The organism is Pseudooceanicola aestuariicola (assembly GCF_045763785.1).
Taxonomy (GTDB): Bacteria; Pseudomonadota; Alphaproteobacteria; order Rhodobacterales; family Rhodobacteraceae; genus Pseudooceanicola.
Genome location: NZ_JBJGSF010000003.1, coordinates 1 through 15,862, shown reverse-complemented (window position 1 = coordinate 15,862; position 15,862 = coordinate 1). Strand labels below are relative to the sequence as shown.

Sequence of the window (15,862 nt, the reverse complement as noted above, 5' to 3'; positions counted from 1 at the left end):
ACATTACGCCACCGCACAGACCATCACGCCACGCTTGCCCGGTAAGGGATCAGAGGGGACAGCATCATGTCAAACAGACGGATACCGCGCCTACTTCAGACGCCTGCGGTTGTTCTGCTGCTGATCTGGATGATCGTGCCGCTTGGCATGACTTTGTATTTTTCCTTTATCCGCTACGTGCTGAATTCGCTGCGCCGCCCGGAATGGACGAAACCGTCGATCAGCAACTGGCGCGGCTTTGGCAACTACGAGTTCGTTCTGAACTCCAAGGATTTCATTCTGGCAATCCAGAACAGCCTGCTGATCGTCTGTTCGATCCTGTTTTTCACCGTCGTCTTCGGCATCCTGATCGCCGTATTGATCAACCGGTCATTCCCTGGCCGTGGCATCGTACGGGTTCTGCTGATTTCGCCTTTCTTCATTATGCCTGCCGTGAACGCGGTCCTGTGGATCAACATGATCCTCGATCCGGTGCTGGGCCTACAGGGTCTGGCGGTCGAGGCGATCAACAACACCGCCGCCAGCCTGCGGGACGCGCCGCTGGTGGGCTGGTTCTTCTCTCTGTGGCCGGGCCTGTCGCCGATTTCCTTCCGGGCCACCCAGACATCCGCCATCGCCGTGATCATCATGGTGACATGGCAGTGGACGCCCTTTGCCGTGCTGATCTTCATGACGTCGCTGCAATCCGAGGATCAGCAGCAGAAAGAGGCCGCAGTTCTGGACGGGGCCAGTGCCTGGGCGCAATTCCGGTTCCTTACCCTGCCCCATCTGGCCCGCCCCATATCCATCGTCGTGATGATCCAGGCGATTTTCCATCTGTCGCTTTATGCCGAGATCGAGATCGTCAGCCGCGGCAATGGCAACAAGAACCTGCCCTATCTAATCGGCGAATTCGCCAACAACAATATCGGTGCGGCCAGCGCCACCGGCATTTTCGCCGTGATCCTTGCCAATATCGTCGCGATCTTCCTGCTGCGCGCCGTTGGCAAAACCCTGATGGAGTAAGCTCATGGCGATCGTTGCCCAGCAATCGACCTTTTCGCGTATCGCCTGGCCCGTGCTGGCCTGGGTCGTGGCGCTGATCTTCTTCTTTCCGATTTTCTGGATGGTCCTGACCAGCTTCAAGACGGACGCCGATGCCGTGAAGCCGGAGAACCTGCTATTCTTCAAACCAACGCTTCAGAACTATCTGAACATGACCGAGAACTATGATTACTGGCGGTTCGCCAGCAACTCGGTCATCACCTCGGTCTTTGCCACGATCTTCACGCTTCTCGTGTCGATCCCGGCGGCTTATGCCATGGCATTCAACCCGTCGCGCAACACCAAGGACGTGTTGATGTGGATGCTGTCGACCAAGATGTTGCCGGCCGCGGCGGTTCTTTATCCGATGACCTTCCTGACCAAGTCGCTGGGCCTGTTCGACACGCATTTCGCGGTCATCATGGTGCTAAGCCTGATCAACATGCCGATCGTGGTCTGGATGCTGTTCACCTACTTCAAGGAAATCCCCAAGGACATCATCGAAGCGGGCAAGATGGACGGCGTCAACACTTGGGGAGAAATCCGGGAAATCCTGATCCCGCTGGCATGGGGGGGCATTATCTCGACCGCGCTTCTGTGCTTTATCTTCTGCTGGAACGAAGCCTATTGGACCGTTCGTCTGACCACGACGGACGCCGCCACCCTGTCGAAACTGATCGAAGGCAACCGCGCCCCCGAGGGGCTGTTCTTTGGTCGCCTTTCTGCCGTCTCCACCGCCGCCGTTGGTCCGATCGTCATTCTGGGCTGGTTCAGCCAGAAGCAGCTGGTACAGGGCCTGACCTTCGGCGCGGTCAAATAAGGAAAAGAACATGGGACGCATCCAACTGGAAAACGTGACGAAAAGCTTTGGTCCGGCGCAGGTGATCCCGCCGCTGAACCTGACCATCGAAGACGGCGAATTTGCCGTTTTCGTCGGGCCGTCGGGCTGTGGGAAATCCACCTTGCTGCGCCTGATTGCGGGGCTTGAAGACACGACCTCGGGCCGCGTGCTGATCGACGGCGAAGACCTGACTGATGTGTCCCCGTCCAAGCGTGGGCTGGCCATGGTATTCCAGTCCTACGCCCTTTACCCCCATATGACCGTGCGCAAGAACATCGCCTTTCCGATGCGCATGGCAGGCGTGCCCGAGGCCGAACAGAACACCCGTATCGACGCGGCGGCAAAGGCCCTGAACCTGACCGATTATCTGGACCGCAAGCCGGGGCAGCTGTCGGGCGGACAACGTCAGCGCGTCGCCATCGGTCGCGCCATTGTCCGCGACCCTAAGGCGTTCCTGTTTGACGAACCGCTGTCGAACCTTGATGCGGCACTGCGCGTGGGCATGCGTCTGGAAATTTCCGAAATGCACAAACGCATGCGCACGACGATGATCTACGTCACCCATGATCAGGTCGAAGCGATGACCATGGCCGACAAGATCGTGGTGCTGCAGGCGGGCGTGATCGAACAGGTGGGCAGCCCGCTGGACCTGTATCACAAGCCGCGCAACATCTTTGTCGCGGGCTTCATCGGATCGCCCACGATGAACATCTTCCAAGGCGAAGAGGCCGCGAAATACGATTGCCACAGCGTCGGCATTCGCCCCGAACATACCGACGCCAGCACGACGAATGGCCTGTGGAAGGGCACCGTGGGCGTGGCCGAACATCTTGGCTCTGACACGTTCATCCACGTCCATGACACCGGGCTTGCCGAAACTGTGACGGTTCGGATCAGCGGCGACATGGCGGTGGAACATGGCGACACGATTTATCTGACCCCGCAAGAGGGCCGGATGCACCGCTTTGACGCGCAGGGCTTGCGGATCGAATGACACGACTGGCCGGAAAAAATGCCCTGATCACGGGCGCGGCGCGTGGTATTGGCCGCGCCTTTGCCGAGGCCTACGTGAAAGACGGCGCGCGCGTGGCGATTGCCGATATCGACATCACCCGCGCACGCGAAACGGCGGCCGAGATTGGCGATGCGACCTTTGCGGTCGAATTGGATGTGACCGACCGCCAAAGCATTCGCGCCGCGACGATGGAAACCAGCGCCCGCTTTGGCAGCATCGATATCCTGATCAACAACGCCGCGATCTTTACCGCCGCGCCCTTGGTCGAGATCACCACCGAAGACTATCAGCGCGCCTTCGACGTGAACGTGCACGGCACGCTGTTCATGATGCAATCCGTCGCGCGCCACATGATCAACAACGGCACCCGTGGGCGCATCATCAACATGGCCAGCCAAGCCGGTCGTCGCGGTGAACCGCTGGTTGCCGTCTATTGCGCGACCAAAGCTGCCGTCATCAGCCTGACCCAATCTGCCGGACTGAACCTGATCCGGCACGGCATCAACGTGAACGCGATCTCTCCGGGTGTGGTGGACGGCGAACACTGGGACGGCGTCGACGCTTTCTTTGCCGATCTTGAGGATAAACCTTTGGGCCAGAAAAAAATCGAAGTCGGCCAAGGCGTCCCCTTTGGCCGGATGGGCCGGGCCGAGGACCTGACAGGCATGGCCGTGTTCCTTGCCTCGGACGAGGCCGAATACATCGTTGCGCAAACCTATAACGTGGATGGTGGACAATGGATGAGCTGACCCAGAAAGACACCGCCCTGCCCCTGTCCGACGCGTCGCTGACCCAATTGCCGACCCAGATCCAGACGCCGCGCTATGACCGCCAAGCCGTAACGCCGGGGATCGTCCACATCGGCGTCGGCAATTTCCACCGCGCGCATCAGGCGTGGTACCTGCACCGGCTGATGCAAGACGGCAAGGCGCTGGACTGGGGCATCATCGGCGCTGGCGTCCGCGCCTTTGACGACCAACAGCGCCAGAAACTGGCCGCGCAGGATTTCCTGACCACGCTGATCGAACTGGACCCTGCCGGCACCTCGGCCGAGGTTGTGGGCTCCATGATCGGGTTTATCCCTGTCACCGACGGCCACGGCCCGCTGATCACGCAAATGTCCGATCCTGCGATCCGCATCGTGTCGCTGACCGTGACGGAAGGGGGCTATTACCTTGATCCCGCGACCAAGCGGTTCGATGCAAATGACGACGACATCCGCCACGACGCGGCGAACCTGACCGCCCCGCGCACCGCATTTGGCGCCATTGTGGCTGCCCTGCGCGCGCGCCGCGACGCGGGCCTTGGCCCGTTTACGGTGCAAAGCTGTGACAACCTGCCGGGCAATGGCCGTGTCACCCGCGACGTCGTGGTTGGTTTGGGTCATCTGGCCGACGCTGATCTGGGCGCTTGGATCGACGAAAACGTCAGCTTCCCAAACGCGATGGTCGATTGCATCGTGCCCGCGACAGGTCAGAGAGAGCTTGGCCTTGCCCGCCAGTTCGGTATCGCCGACGCCGCACCCGTCACCCACGAAAACTTTCGTCAGTGGGTGATCGAGGACGCCTTTTGCGCCGGTCGCCCGCCCTGGGAAGAGGTCCGCGTGACGATTTCCGACAAGGTGCACGCCTATGAGGCGATGAAGCTTCGCTTGTTAAACGGTGGCCATCAGGTGATCGCGGCCCCCGCAGAAATCCTTGGACTGACCACCATCGCCGAAACGATGGAGCATGACGGTATCCGCGCCATGTTCCGCAAGGTCGCGCTGGAAGAGATCGCACCCCATGTTGCAGAGGTCCCCGGCATGACGCCCGCCGCCTACGTCGATCTGATCGACCGGCGGTTTTCAAACCCCGCGATCCACGACACGGTCCGGCGCGTGGCCTTCGACGGCTCCAGCCGGCACAGCGGCGCTGTGTTTCCGGTGATCCGCGATGCCATTGCCGCGGGCGCACCGCTGGACGGGTTGGCATTATCACAGGCGCTTTGGTGCCGGATGTGCCAAGGCACCCGCGAGGACGGCAGCCAGATCGCCCCAAACGATCCAGTCTGGGACGACCTGACAAAGGCCGCCACCGCCGCGCAAAACACGCCGCAGGCGTGGCTGGATCAGCGTCACCTGTACGGCGACATCGGGCAGGACACGCGGTTCGCCGAAAGCTTTGGTCGGTGGCTGAACGCGCTCTATGATCAGGGTGTGGAACCGACCTTGGCCAGCTACATTCAGGGCTAAGGCATGGCCTATCTGGGGATTGACCTTGGTACCAGCGGGCTGAAGGCCCTGCTGATCGATGCCGACGGCACACCGGTCGGCACGGCGGATCGGACCTATACCACCCAACACCCCCATCCCGGCTGGTCTGAACAGGACCCTGCCGCCTGGACCGATGCCCTGGACGCCGTGATGTCGGACCTGCGCGCACAACATCCCGCCTTCGCCGTCATCAAGGGGATCGGCGTGTCGGGCCATATGCACGGCGCTACCCTTCTGGACGCCGAGGATCGCGTGCTTCGCCCTTGTATCTTGTGGAACGACACACGCGCCTTTGCCGAGGCCGCGGCGCTGGATGGCATGGACGGCGTTCGTGAGATATCCGGCAACATCGTCTTTCCGGGCTTTACCGCGCCCAAGCTTGAATGGGTCGCCCGGCATGAGCCCCAGACCTTCGCCCGCGTCGCCAAGGTTCTGCTGCCTGCAGCCTACCTGAACCTGCACCTGTCCGGAGAGCACGTCACAGACATGTCCGACGCCGCTGGCACCGCATGGCTGGACGTCGGCACACGCAAGTGGTCTGAGCGGTTGCTGGATGCCTCGGGGATGCGCGCCGACCAGATGCCGCGCCTTGTCGAAGGCTCTGATGAGGCCGGGACATTGCGGCCCGAACTGGCCACCCGCTGGGGCCTTGGCCCGAACGTCATCATCGCCGGTGGCGCTGGGGACAACGCCGCGGCCGCCTGCGGCATTGGCGCGTTGGTCGAGGGTCAGGGTTTCGTCTCGATCGGCACCTCTGGCGTTTTGCTGACGGCGCGCGACGGCTATTGCCCAAAGCCCGAAACCGCCTTGCACACCTTCTGCCACGCGGTGCCGGATCGCTGGTACCAAATGGGCGTCATGCTGTCCGCCAGCGATAGCCTGTCATGGCTGGCCCGCCTGACGGGGTCTAGCCCGTCGCAACTGACAGGGGCTCTTGGCGATAGAGTGTTGCCCCCCGGACCGGTTAGCTTCTTGCCCTATCTGTCTGGCGAACGCACGCCCCACAACGACGCCGACATCCGCGGTGCCTTCACCGGGATCGGCACGCAAACCACGCGCGACGACATGACCCGCGCCGTGCTGGAAGGCGTCGCATTCGGACTGCGCGACAGTGCCGAAGCCATTCGCGCAACGGGCGGTACTGTCGATCGGCTTTGGGCCATAGGCGGCGGCGCAGCGTCTGACTATTGGCTACGCCTGATCGCGACCGTCCTGAACGTCACGCTAGACGTCCCTTCTGGCACGGCATTCGGCGCGGCCCTTGGCGCCGCACGCCTTGGCATGGCCGCGGCGACGGGCGCACCGATCAAAGACATCATGACACCCCCCGACGCTCACGCGACATTCGAGCCTGAAACAGACTTGCAGCTGGCCTTCGAGGATGCCTACGCAATGTTCCGAAAATCCTATCCCGCGATAAAATCGATCCGAAATAAATAGGGCGCTGAGCGTAATGTTCTGGAGGGCGACGAGGTCTGCGCCTGTGCGCCTACGTGTCGCCGAATAATAATGGCGTGACGAAGTCGGCCCAAAACCGGAATACCAGCATTTTATCAGGGGCTGATCTAACACAATCCACAATTCGCATTACATTTTGAACCACGCAAGACTTTGCAATCGCCGTTTTACTCGAAGCAGACTTGCAGCCAATTAAGAGCGGAAGATTTCCTAGGTGGCTGTCTTTGGAAAGGGCCGCCGAAAAAAAACGCGCTTGGGGCAAGATAGAGTTGTAAAAAACTTTCGTGCTTCCTTCATGATGTTTGCGGATGCAAAATTAGCGGAGCGGCAAACAGGTCGGAACCCCGCCGGCGGCCAATCCGACCGGCATTCAATATATCGCAGCCGCAACAGTCAGCTTTTAGTGAAAGCCGAGCGCAGAAATAGTCACTTAGGACGAGCAAAGGTCGTTCGCAGTTGATGCCCGTCATGGAAGCCTTCCAAGCAAAGCAGACATGACCGGACCTTCTTGAAGACGAGCCCAAGATTCGGTCCGTCTTCAGAGTTTTTCGGAGATCATGATCTGTTTTGCGCCGCTTCGAGGTCGCGACTTGGGTCATTGATGATAAGCCGCGACCTACTTGAAGGTCAGGCCACCGTCGATGACCAGCGTCTGGCCGGTGACCGTCTCCGCTCGGCAGAAGGTCAGCGCCTGCTCGGCCACGTCGTCAATGGAGGTGGTCTTCTTGAGTTTCGCCGCATCGCGCCACGTCGAAACGAAGCTTTCCGGTGCCCCGCTACTCATCACCGTATTCTCCATCAGCCCCGGCGCAATGCAGTTCACACGCACGTCCGGTGCCAGTGAGGCTGCGAGGAACCGGGTCAGACCCGACACGGCAGCCTTCGTGGGCTGAAAGGCCCGGTCGGCTCCCCAAGTTCCGTGCCCGATGGTAGAACCGAAATTCACGATAGCGCCCCGCGCGGCGCGCAGATGCGGCGCGGCGGCCCGGGAGGTGAGGAAGGGGCCGCGAAAGTTGATGTCGCTGATGCGGTCCCAGGTCTCGGGATCGTAGCCGGCGAGATCGCATGCCGGCGGACCCCCGGCCGCACCAGCCGCGTTCATCAGGATCGCGAGGCCGCCCAGCGTCTCGGCCGCCATCGCCACACCTGCTTCGACCGAGGTCGGGTCGCGCAAGTCGAGCCGGACAGCGACGGCGCGGCCTCCGTGCTTCTCGATCGCTTCGCAAGCCTCGGTCGCGCGATCCTCGCCGGCGCTCCATCCCACGGCGACGTCGGCGCCTGCTTCCGCCAGCCGCTCTACCAACCGGCGACCAAGGCCGCCACTGCCGCCGACAACGAGGGCCGGCTTTGCCGCGATGTCCATGTTGCGCGCTCCGTTCCCGTGTGTCGGTGTTCAACAAATATTTTCACTGGCGCAATATTCGGGCCACGTGTTCAACCGATCAAGCAGGAATACGTCTCGTCGGCGGATTCGATGACGGAGGAAGACGTCGCAAGGCCGCTCCGAGCGCGTAGCTGACAGCCTTGTTATGTGTGAGGGACTCCTTGCACCTGCGGTCTTTTGGACACGATTGACTCAGAGGTCCGTACATAACGAACGCTCAATCGGTTTCTGACCAGTTGGGCAAAGGCGAAGTTTATGCGCGCATTCCGGAGGCAATGAAACTAGCCAGGATCGACCCCGAGTCCGCGACCATCGAAGACCTTGCAACTGTTGATCATTTCCACGCACGCGGCTACCCTGCGACCATAGACCTTGCAGATATCTTGCCCATCCATAAGGGCGAACGGCTGGTCGACATCGGCTGTGGCATCGGCGGCTTGGCCAGATAGCTAGCCAAACGTTTTCGCTGCCATGTGGATGGTCTCGACATTACTGGGCCCTTCGTTGAGGCCGGTAGCAGCACAATTATTGGTCAGGGCCATCGGCCTGAACAGCCGATTGCCTTGGTTGAGCGTACGGTAACAATTGCTGCGTTCTCACCTTTTGACAGCTACGTAGTTAGGCTTGGATTCATGGCGGCTCTCCATTTTCCAGACCTGAGCCCAGATAAGTTGCCCGTTCTTTGTCCATTGCGGATCGCCAACGTGTCCGCAGTACGCCTGCATTCTCAGGAATCCGGTGGTCCAACAATTCTGCCAAGATCAATCGTTCGACACTGAAGTAGCGAAATCCATTTCTAAGTTCGCACCATGCAGCCAGAATGCGCCCCTCGTCGCGATAACCCAGCAATATGGGCCAAACCACGCGGCTGGTCTGAGCGCCGCTTTCATCGCGGTAGGTCAGTTTCAGCTTTCTATGAGCGCGAATGGCAGTGCGCAGAAGTGCGGCATCAACGGCTTCGGGCACGGGGACAATCGGCGCGATGCTGGTGGCAGGCTCCAACACTTGGCCACGCATGCGTTCGGGAACGACGGCCTGGACCTTGGCAAGGAAGTTCAGCGCAGCTTTGGCCAAGTCCGGCTCGCCACGGCTGGCGACCCAATGCGCGCCCAGAACGGCCGCATCCATTTCATCCGAGGTCAGCATCAAAGGCGGCATGTCGAAGCCTCTTTCCAAGACATATCCGATACCGGCCTCGCCGCGGATCGGAACGCCCTGCCCCATCAAGGCGGCGACATCGCGGTACACCGACCGTTTCAATGCGCCCAGTTCCTGCGCGATCTTCTCGGCAGAAACCGGGCCGCCCACGCGGCGCAGGATTTGTACGATCTGAAATAGCCGCTCTGCTTTGCGGACGCTCACGCCCCTGATCTGATGCTGCCACTATGCTGTCAGCATGCCGTATTCATCGCCGTCGGAAAACATGAGAGGTAGGTGCGCGAAACAGAAAGCGAGACCGTCATGATCAAAGGAAGTTGCTGCTGCCAGGCCGTTCAATTCGAGTTGGCAAACCCGCCGTCTTTCGTCGGGACGTGTCACTGCTCACGGTGCCGCAAGGTAGGCGCGAGCACGATTGCATTCGTAAAACGTGACGATGTGACATGGATCGCCGGCAAGGACTGCGTTCAGGTGTTCAAGCCGGATGCACCATATGTTTACGCCCGCTGCTTCTGCAAAATCTGCGGCACGTCCTTGGGTGAGATCCTGTCGGCCGAAGACAGCTTTCCGATTGCCGCGAACACTCTGGATGGTGATCTGGGCCTCGTCGTTCAATCCCACGAGTTCGTTGGCGAGAAACCGTCGTGGTATGACATCTGCGACGATGCCCGGCAAAATGTCGGACATCCGGCTTAGGCGCGCGGGTCGGGGCAAAGGTCGCTTGTGTCGGGCCGCGCCGATTCCTGTCAGGTTGGACCTATCATGAGGTTTTTGCACCGCTGATATCGTCTACGCGGGGCTAGAAACGCCATAGACTTTTAGGCCCGTCACAGGTTTCCGAACCTGATCAACGAGAAATTGCGCCAGCCCATGACGAGATACGGTCGAGCCGTCTTCAGGCAATGACCCGACCTCTGCGCGGTATTGCCGTTCAACCGAATTCGTAAGAAAACCGCACCGTCCCACGATCACATCAAGCTGCGATCTTTCCAAGGTTTCCTCCATCCGCGTGGCGCTTTTCACCACGTTTCGCACCATTGTCGCCAGAAGCATGTCAAAGAGGCGTGTACGCGGAAACAGCAAGGCGCTCGACGTCACCGCGACCTTCCGCAGTCCCGCGTTCCACGCGGCTTCGACGATTGCATCCGCTGATTTCCAGTAGACCGATGTTGCGGCCTTGCTGGGGGTTCGGCCGCCAAGCGTCGAGATGACAGCGTCTTTGCCCTTAAAGACCTGTGTCAGGAACTTTGGATTGCAGGGATCTCCCACGACAAGGTCCAAGTGGTTATGCTTGATCGAAGGACGCTTATCATCTGACCGCACGACGACCGTGACCATGTCACCCGCAGTAAGCGCGCCTTCGACAACGAGTTTTCCGGTGCGGCCATTGGCACCCAACACTACAATTTTCATATGGTCCCCAAAGTGGTTCTAAGCCGCGCGTACTGTGCCGACTTCATCTTTGCGGACGACCGTATCCATGCGAATATAGTTAATAAATTGCCGAAATTAGTTGTCCCAGTATGCAGAAATTGAATACTTGAGCGCATGAGTTTCGACTGGGATCATGTGAAAACGTTCCTCACCGTCGTCGAGGAGGGTTCTTTGTCGGGGGCTGCGCGTGCGCTTGGGCAGACGCAACCGACGGTCAGTCGGCAGATTGCCGCGCTCGAATTGGCGCTGAACGCTGTCCTCTTTGAGCGAACCGGGCGGTCTGTCGTGCTGACGCAATTCGGACAGGACCTTCTTGGCCACGTGCGCGCCATGGCACGCAATGCCGACATGATAAGTCTCGCCGCTATGGGGCAGTCTCAATCGGTCGATGGACAGGTCCGCGTCACCGCATCAGAATTGATGTCGGCCTTCGTCTTGCCACCCCTTCTGAGGCAGATCAGTCAGCAGGCCCCACTGCTCGAGCTGCATGTTATCGCCGACAACAGCGTGAGGGACCTTGTGCGGCGCGAGGCCGACATCGCGATCCGTCATGCGCGCCCGGAGCAACCGAACCTGTTTGCCAAGCGGCTTCGGGATGAAAGCATGCGTTTTTACGCGTGCAACGCCTATATTGATGCTCATGGATACCCAACCAAGCACAGCCTCAGCTCTCATCAAATCATCAGCTACGTTGATGCCGAAGAAATGCTATCCCATCTGGCTGCGACTGAACTGAACCTCACACGGTCAAACTTTCGGTTCACGTCTTCTTCGCAACTCGTGGCTCTTCAGATGGTTCGTGACGGGCTGGGCATGGCGATCCTCCCCGAAAGAGCGGCGGGAAAGCTGGGCGACCTTGTGCCCGTCGACATTGGCAGTTTCGAATTGCCGAGTTGGCTTGTCACGCATAGCGAGTTGAAAACGAGCCGCCGCATCCGTCTCGTCTTTGACCACATCGGTGACGCGCTTTCGTAAGGGGTGCCGCTCATATTCGTCATATTACGCAGCGACCGGCCTTTGGCGCATGCAGCAAGAGGTACATATGGCCGGTCGGGAGAAGCTGCGCCGCCGCGATGGCCACTCCGGTGAAATCTCGACTTTGGCCGAGAGTGGCGCAGTCCCTTCTATCGCCGGTTACGGACGATGCTATGCCGAAGCAAAGCACCTCCGAGATCATTGAGACCGACGCTGCGGCATGCACGAAATGACGGTTTATACCGATACTGACGCCCGCGTGGCTCTACTGCGAACGGCGCGGACAGATTGAAACGCAAGAAACCCCGCAGGCCCAAAAAGAAAGACGACAGGCAGGCACGGAGCAATGAGCCAGAAGCTCACGCCGTCAACACGAGCGATGCGGCAAATCCATGCGCCGATAACCAGATCAAAGGCGAGAAAATGAACCCACCCAGCAAGTGCAGCTTTCTCAGATGAAAAGAGCACCATCACATCGGCGAGTGTTCCGAAGCCACCAGCACCTTCAGAGGATGGTATGACGAGCAGGATGAAGTAGCCCAAAGATAAGACGATTGGCAGGATCGTTCCGGCGATCCAGTCGGCCCATTTCGGGATGAGCGGCGAGAAGAGCAAACAGAGCCAGCCAATCATCGCAATAAGACCGGCGATTGAGAACAGACCTTCGAAGTCCATGGGGAGTATTTCCTTTTGTGGGCAGACAGGTGATGCAATAAATTGCAATATGCTTGCATATGCAATCGATTCGCAATAAATTTTGCATATGACTGACTTACACACAACCAACGCGCTGCGCCTGCTTCAGGTCGCTGATGACTTTCGGGCCGGGCTAAGCGGTGAATTTTCGGCTGTTCATGGAATATCCGTGAACGAGTTTCTGCTGCTGCTTCATCTTGAGCGCTCAGCGGCCAATAGACTGTCCCGCGTTGAATTGGCGAGACGAATGCATGTCAGCGCATCCACAATCACGCGGATGGCCGCGCCAATGGAAAAAGTCGGCCTCATTGACCGTGAGATCGATGAGCGCGACGCTCGCCTAGGCTTCGTCGTTGCGACGAATGCCGGGCGCGAAAAGCTGTCTGAAGCGCTTTCCACGTTCTCAAAGCGAGCCGGCTACCTGTTCAACGACCGGTGCGAAGACGAGGAGTTGGATCAGTTCGGCGCGATATTGCGTCGGTTGATCGCCGGAACTGGCGATATGTTGGCGTGAGACCACTGTGTCGCGATGTAACCTAAAACAGACTTTCGTAGGCTCAGAATGAACAGTCATTTCGGCCCGCTCTTCTGACCTTGAGCTGACAGTCGATGATGCGCGCCGCCACGAAGGGCGGGCATGGGGAAGCTGCGCCGCAGCTAGGCCCAAACTTGCGAGTGTCGAGAATGGGCCGAGAGTGGACGAGGTCATCGATGGCGGAGAGCGGGCCATCGCTGCGCTCTCCGCCATTGTCCGGAAAAGAAATTCTGTGAACGCTGTCCGCTGCGCTTCCACATGTTCGACCAACCTCAGAAATCGAGAGACACCTGCGTCGATATCTTCGGCTTTGCATCCTGCGTGACCGAGATCTCGTTCGACCACCGGCCGTGTTTCAGCTTGCGCTGATGGGCAACCCCTGCCGACAGGCTGTAATCACCGGTTCCACGACGTTCGTAGTCGACGCGATATTCCACGTGATCATGGTCTTGGCGGTATGCCTCGCGGTAAGAAATATTTCCGCCCACGCCGCAAGATGCAGCGGCCCTGTCGAAGGTGAAATCGCAGAACAGACGGGGCGCAAAGGAAAACTCTCCGGTGACCTTGTCCCAGACGCCGATCCCGTCATTCGCCAGCGACAGATCGTTGGAGAACACGATCTCTCCGGTCAGACGCGCAAGCGACTGGTCGTTCAAAGCGATCGTCCCGGTTTCCCACGCGCCTGCCAGATCGGAATAGCGCGCGGCGAGCGAAGCTTTCCCGGCGAAGGCATGCGCCATGTCAAGGCGGAGTGTCGGCGCGATGATCCAATCCTGCTGGCGCATCTCACCAGAAAGTCCGACGCCCGCAAAAACCGCCAGATAGCCATAGGCCCCTTCGGCTTCGATATCCCGGGCAAGGCCGAAGTTCAGTGCGTAGGCATGGCGACCGGCGGCAATTGCGCCGTAGTAGTCAAGGTACAGCCCATCGTGCCGCTCGGCCCCGTAGGTACCGACGTTCAGCCCGAAACCGTCGATCTTGCCCGTCGCGCCAGAGGCCGCGACAGAGGTCCGGCTGGCATACCCGCCCCAGAACCGGCCCCGCAGCTTGTCTTCGGTTTCGAACCGTTCGCGAAGCTGGGTAAAGCTGAGGCTGACCTGATGGCCCAGATCGCGCGACTTGTCGTAGGACACCTCGATTTCTTCGCGGATCCAGAGCTCTTTCGCGCAATCATAGATGACCCTCTCGCCATCAATATCGACGACCACGGCAGTGTCGTTGCCATCGGCGTTCAGCACCGTCCGAGACTCGGCCTGTTCGCCACAATGCTCCGCAACCAGTTCACCACGTTTCAGGCGCTGCAGGGCAGAGCGCGAGATGGCCGCGAATTGACGCGACTGCCGCTCGACCGTCAGGCGCAGGTCGTTCTCAAGAATCTCTTTCACCTGGTTTTCGATCTGCGGGATCACCGCGGGCCGATCCGCATCAAGCGCGATGTGGTTGTGAATGATACCGTTCGACAAGGTCGCGGCGTTTGTCCAATCCCCAAAGGTGAATGTCACCGCGGTATAGTAGACCGTGGGGTCGCCGACGGCAGGTGCCGTAGCGCTGCTGACGATTTGTTCGATCCCGCCGCCAAGACCGGGCACATAGGCCCCAGCCTGCGGAGGCAACAGCACCGAGTCCGAGTACCCGGCATAGGTGACCTCAATTGTGTAAGTGCCTGACTGTGCCGGGGATTGCAGGAAGAATGCATAGGTCCCATCCGCCCCGGTCACCTGCGTCGCTTGTCCGCCGACAAGCCAACTGGTGTTCACTGGTGCGCCGTTGAAGGCAAGCGTCACGCTTGCACCGGCCAGTGGCTGGCGCGTTTCAGAGTCGTAGATCACGCCGCTCGGGTCGATCGCCACGGCGTTGATCCCAGTGTAATCGCGGTCAGCTGAGGTCGAAGGGTAGCTGAAGGACAGGCCCCTGACAGCATTGATCGTTCCAGTCAGCCCGTTCCCCTCGGCATCTACGCCGGTATAGGCTTTGCCGTCCGTACCGATGAATTCGACGTCGTAGTTGCCCGCCGGAATATCGATCAAGGCGTAGCGTCCGTCCGAGCCTGTAACTGTTGTCATGATCGTCTGGCGTGTTGCGGTGTCCACAAGGTTCACCTGTACACCGGGCACAGCCTGGGAGTTTTCACGCACTTCCCCCGCAACGGTCCCAAGGAAGACGACGGTGGTCGCTTCGACGCCAGGCACCTCGGAGGCCGAGTTTGCGCGAATCTGTCTGCCGTCTCCGGTCTCTGTCGACACTCGGGCTGAGTTCGAGATCATCCCGGGACCCGCCATATCGGCGGCCGTGATCGTGTAGCTGGCGCTATAACTCCAGGTCTCATTGGGGTTCAGCCGGTTGTCGGTATTCAGGTCTCCGCCGGTCCGGGTGATCTGGCTGAGGGTGCCGGTACCGGTGAAGAGAACCTCGGTGATCAGGATGTTTTCAAGGGTGCTTTTGCCAGCATTGGCGACCTCGAAAACATAGTCGATGCGGTCCCCCGCGCTGGTCCCCGGCGTCCCGTCGCTGTCGATCAGAGTCGCGGTTTTCAACAGCGTGACATCGGCGTCGGCCTGAAAGGTAACGACCGTCGCGTCGTCGCCCACCCCAGTGTCATCCGAGAGGTCGCTGACATCGTCGGTCCCCGCCGGGCTGGAGCCGATTGCCATCGCTTGGTTCGAGAGTGTGCCTGCGTCGATATTTATTTGGGTGATCTCTTTGTACCCAAAGAAAGTCGTGGTGTCTGCCGCGCCGGGCGCCAGCGTGATCGGTCCACCCGAGCTTTTCGCGTCCGGATCGTCGATCCGTATACCCGAGATCGTCACATCCCCGACATTGGTAACCTGATAGGTGTAGTATTGCCGATCGCCGCTGCTGACCGCTCCATCGCCGTCCATGTCGATGATCGTCGTCCCGGGCACCAGCGGCTGAGTCACACCACCGGGCGCGGTGTTGGTGAGCAAGACCAACTGCAAGGCCGGGTTGGCTGGCGGTGGCGTAATCAACGTGGCGTCGTCGGTGGTATTGCCGTCGGTGTCATCGCCGTTGTCGGTCACATCCTCGACGGCAGGGCCGGAGGGAGGCGTGCCGCTGACGGTCGCGCTGTT

At 59.9% G+C, this 15,862-nt stretch carries 15 protein-coding genes; 10 read left to right on the top strand and 5 right to left on the bottom strand.

Annotated features, from left to right (window positions below):
* The first annotated feature begins 66 nt into the window (after nt 1–66).
* Genes ACI3GR_RS12415 through xylB form a run of 6 tightly spaced genes read left to right on the top strand, consistent with a single transcriptional unit; the run spans nt 67 to nt 6,573 of the window.
* Nucleotides 67–1,005, top strand: a complete 939-nt coding sequence (locus ACI3GR_RS12415) for a carbohydrate ABC transporter permease (protein ID WP_407494935.1) — start codon at nt 67–69, stop codon at nt 1,003–1,005.
* A gap of 4 nt (nt 1,006–1,009) precedes the next feature.
* The gene (locus tag ACI3GR_RS12410; RefSeq protein WP_497204829.1) at nt 1,010–1,843 is read left to right on the top strand and encodes a carbohydrate ABC transporter permease; all 834 of its coding nucleotides are present in this window, start codon (nt 1,010–1,012) and stop codon (nt 1,841–1,843) included.
* Between the two features lie 10 nt (nt 1,844–1,853).
* Nucleotides 1,854–2,858 carry an ABC transporter ATP-binding protein gene (locus tag ACI3GR_RS12405; RefSeq protein WP_407494933.1) on the top strand — a complete coding sequence of 335 codons (1,005 nt, stop codon included), beginning with the start codon at nt 1,854–1,856 and terminating at the stop codon, nt 2,856–2,858.
* Nucleotides 2,855–3,628, top strand: a complete 774-nt coding sequence (locus tag ACI3GR_RS12400; protein WP_407494932.1) for an L-iditol 2-dehydrogenase — start codon at nt 2,855–2,857, stop codon at nt 3,626–3,628. Before ACI3GR_RS12405 ends, ACI3GR_RS12400 begins: the two co-directional genes overlap by 4 nt.
* A complete protein-coding gene (locus ACI3GR_RS12395) occupies nt 3,616–5,112 on the top strand; it encodes a mannitol dehydrogenase family protein (RefSeq protein ID WP_407494930.1) in 1,497 nt (498 codons plus the stop codon). Before ACI3GR_RS12400 ends, ACI3GR_RS12395 begins: the two co-directional genes overlap by 13 nt.
* A 3-nt stretch (nt 5,113–5,115) precedes the next feature.
* Nucleotides 5,116–6,573: a xylulokinase gene (gene xylB / locus ACI3GR_RS12390; protein WP_407494928.1), complete on the top strand. Its 1,458-nt coding sequence runs from the start codon at nt 5,116–5,118 to the stop codon at nt 6,571–6,573.
* A gap of 634 nt (nt 6,574–7,207) precedes the next feature.
* Here the strand turns inward: xylB and ACI3GR_RS12385 are convergent.
* The gene (locus ACI3GR_RS12385; RefSeq protein ID WP_407494927.1) at nt 7,208–7,954 is read right to left on the bottom strand and encodes an SDR family NAD(P)-dependent oxidoreductase; all 747 of its coding nucleotides are present in this window, start codon (nt 7,952–7,954) and stop codon (nt 7,208–7,210) included.
* A gap of 296 nt (nt 7,955–8,250) precedes the next feature.
* Here ACI3GR_RS12385 and ACI3GR_RS12380 point away from each other — a divergent pair, with 296 nt between their 5' ends.
* A complete protein-coding gene (locus tag ACI3GR_RS12380) occupies nt 8,251–8,424 on the top strand; it encodes a hypothetical protein (protein ID WP_407494926.1) in 174 nt (57 codons plus the stop codon).
* 181 nt (nt 8,425–8,605) lie between these two features.
* On the opposite strand, the gene ACI3GR_RS12375 is transcribed toward ACI3GR_RS12380, so the two are convergent.
* On the bottom strand, nt 8,606–9,337 hold the full coding sequence (locus tag ACI3GR_RS12375; RefSeq protein WP_407494925.1) for a helix-turn-helix transcriptional regulator: 732 nt from the start codon (nt 9,335–9,337) through the stop codon (nt 8,606–8,608).
* A gap of 99 nt (nt 9,338–9,436) precedes the next feature.
* Between ACI3GR_RS12375 and ACI3GR_RS12370 the strand changes: the two genes are divergently transcribed.
* Nucleotides 9,437–9,829 carry a GFA family protein gene (locus ACI3GR_RS12370; protein WP_407495567.1) on the top strand — a complete coding sequence of 131 codons (393 nt, stop codon included), beginning with the start codon at nt 9,437–9,439 and terminating at the stop codon, nt 9,827–9,829.
* Between the two features lie 93 nt (nt 9,830–9,922).
* Here the strand turns inward: ACI3GR_RS12370 and ACI3GR_RS12365 are convergent, their stop codons facing one another.
* Nucleotides 9,923–10,546 carry an NAD(P)H-binding protein gene (locus ACI3GR_RS12365; RefSeq protein ID WP_407494924.1) on the bottom strand — a complete coding sequence of 208 codons (624 nt, stop codon included), beginning with the start codon at nt 10,544–10,546 and terminating at the stop codon, nt 9,923–9,925.
* A 135-nt stretch (nt 10,547–10,681) separates the two neighbouring features.
* Between ACI3GR_RS12365 and ACI3GR_RS12360 the strand changes: the two genes are divergently transcribed.
* Nucleotides 10,682–11,542 (top strand): LysR family transcriptional regulator, encoded by an 861-nt coding sequence (locus ACI3GR_RS12360; protein ID WP_407494922.1) that lies wholly within the window; start codon nt 10,682–10,684, stop codon nt 11,540–11,542.
* Nucleotides 11,543–11,779: 237 nt separating this feature from the next.
* Here ACI3GR_RS12360 and ACI3GR_RS12355 read toward each other — a convergent pair whose 3' ends face one another.
* Entirely contained in the window at nt 11,780–12,217 is a 438-nt protein-coding gene (locus tag ACI3GR_RS12355; protein WP_407494921.1) for an ABA4-like family protein, read from the bottom strand.
* A gap of 88 nt (nt 12,218–12,305) precedes the next feature.
* On the opposite strand from ACI3GR_RS12355, the gene ACI3GR_RS12350 reads away from it, so the two are divergent.
* Nucleotides 12,306–12,752, top strand: coding sequence for a MarR family winged helix-turn-helix transcriptional regulator (locus ACI3GR_RS12350; protein ID WP_407494920.1), 447 nt, complete (start codon nt 12,306–12,308; stop codon nt 12,750–12,752).
* 293 nt (nt 12,753–13,045) lie between these two features.
* Here the strand turns inward: ACI3GR_RS12350 and ACI3GR_RS12345 are convergent.
* The coding region (locus ACI3GR_RS12345; protein ID WP_407494918.1) for a CLIPPER-2 domain-containing protein at nt 13,046–15,862 on the bottom strand (2,817 nt) is incomplete at its 5' end.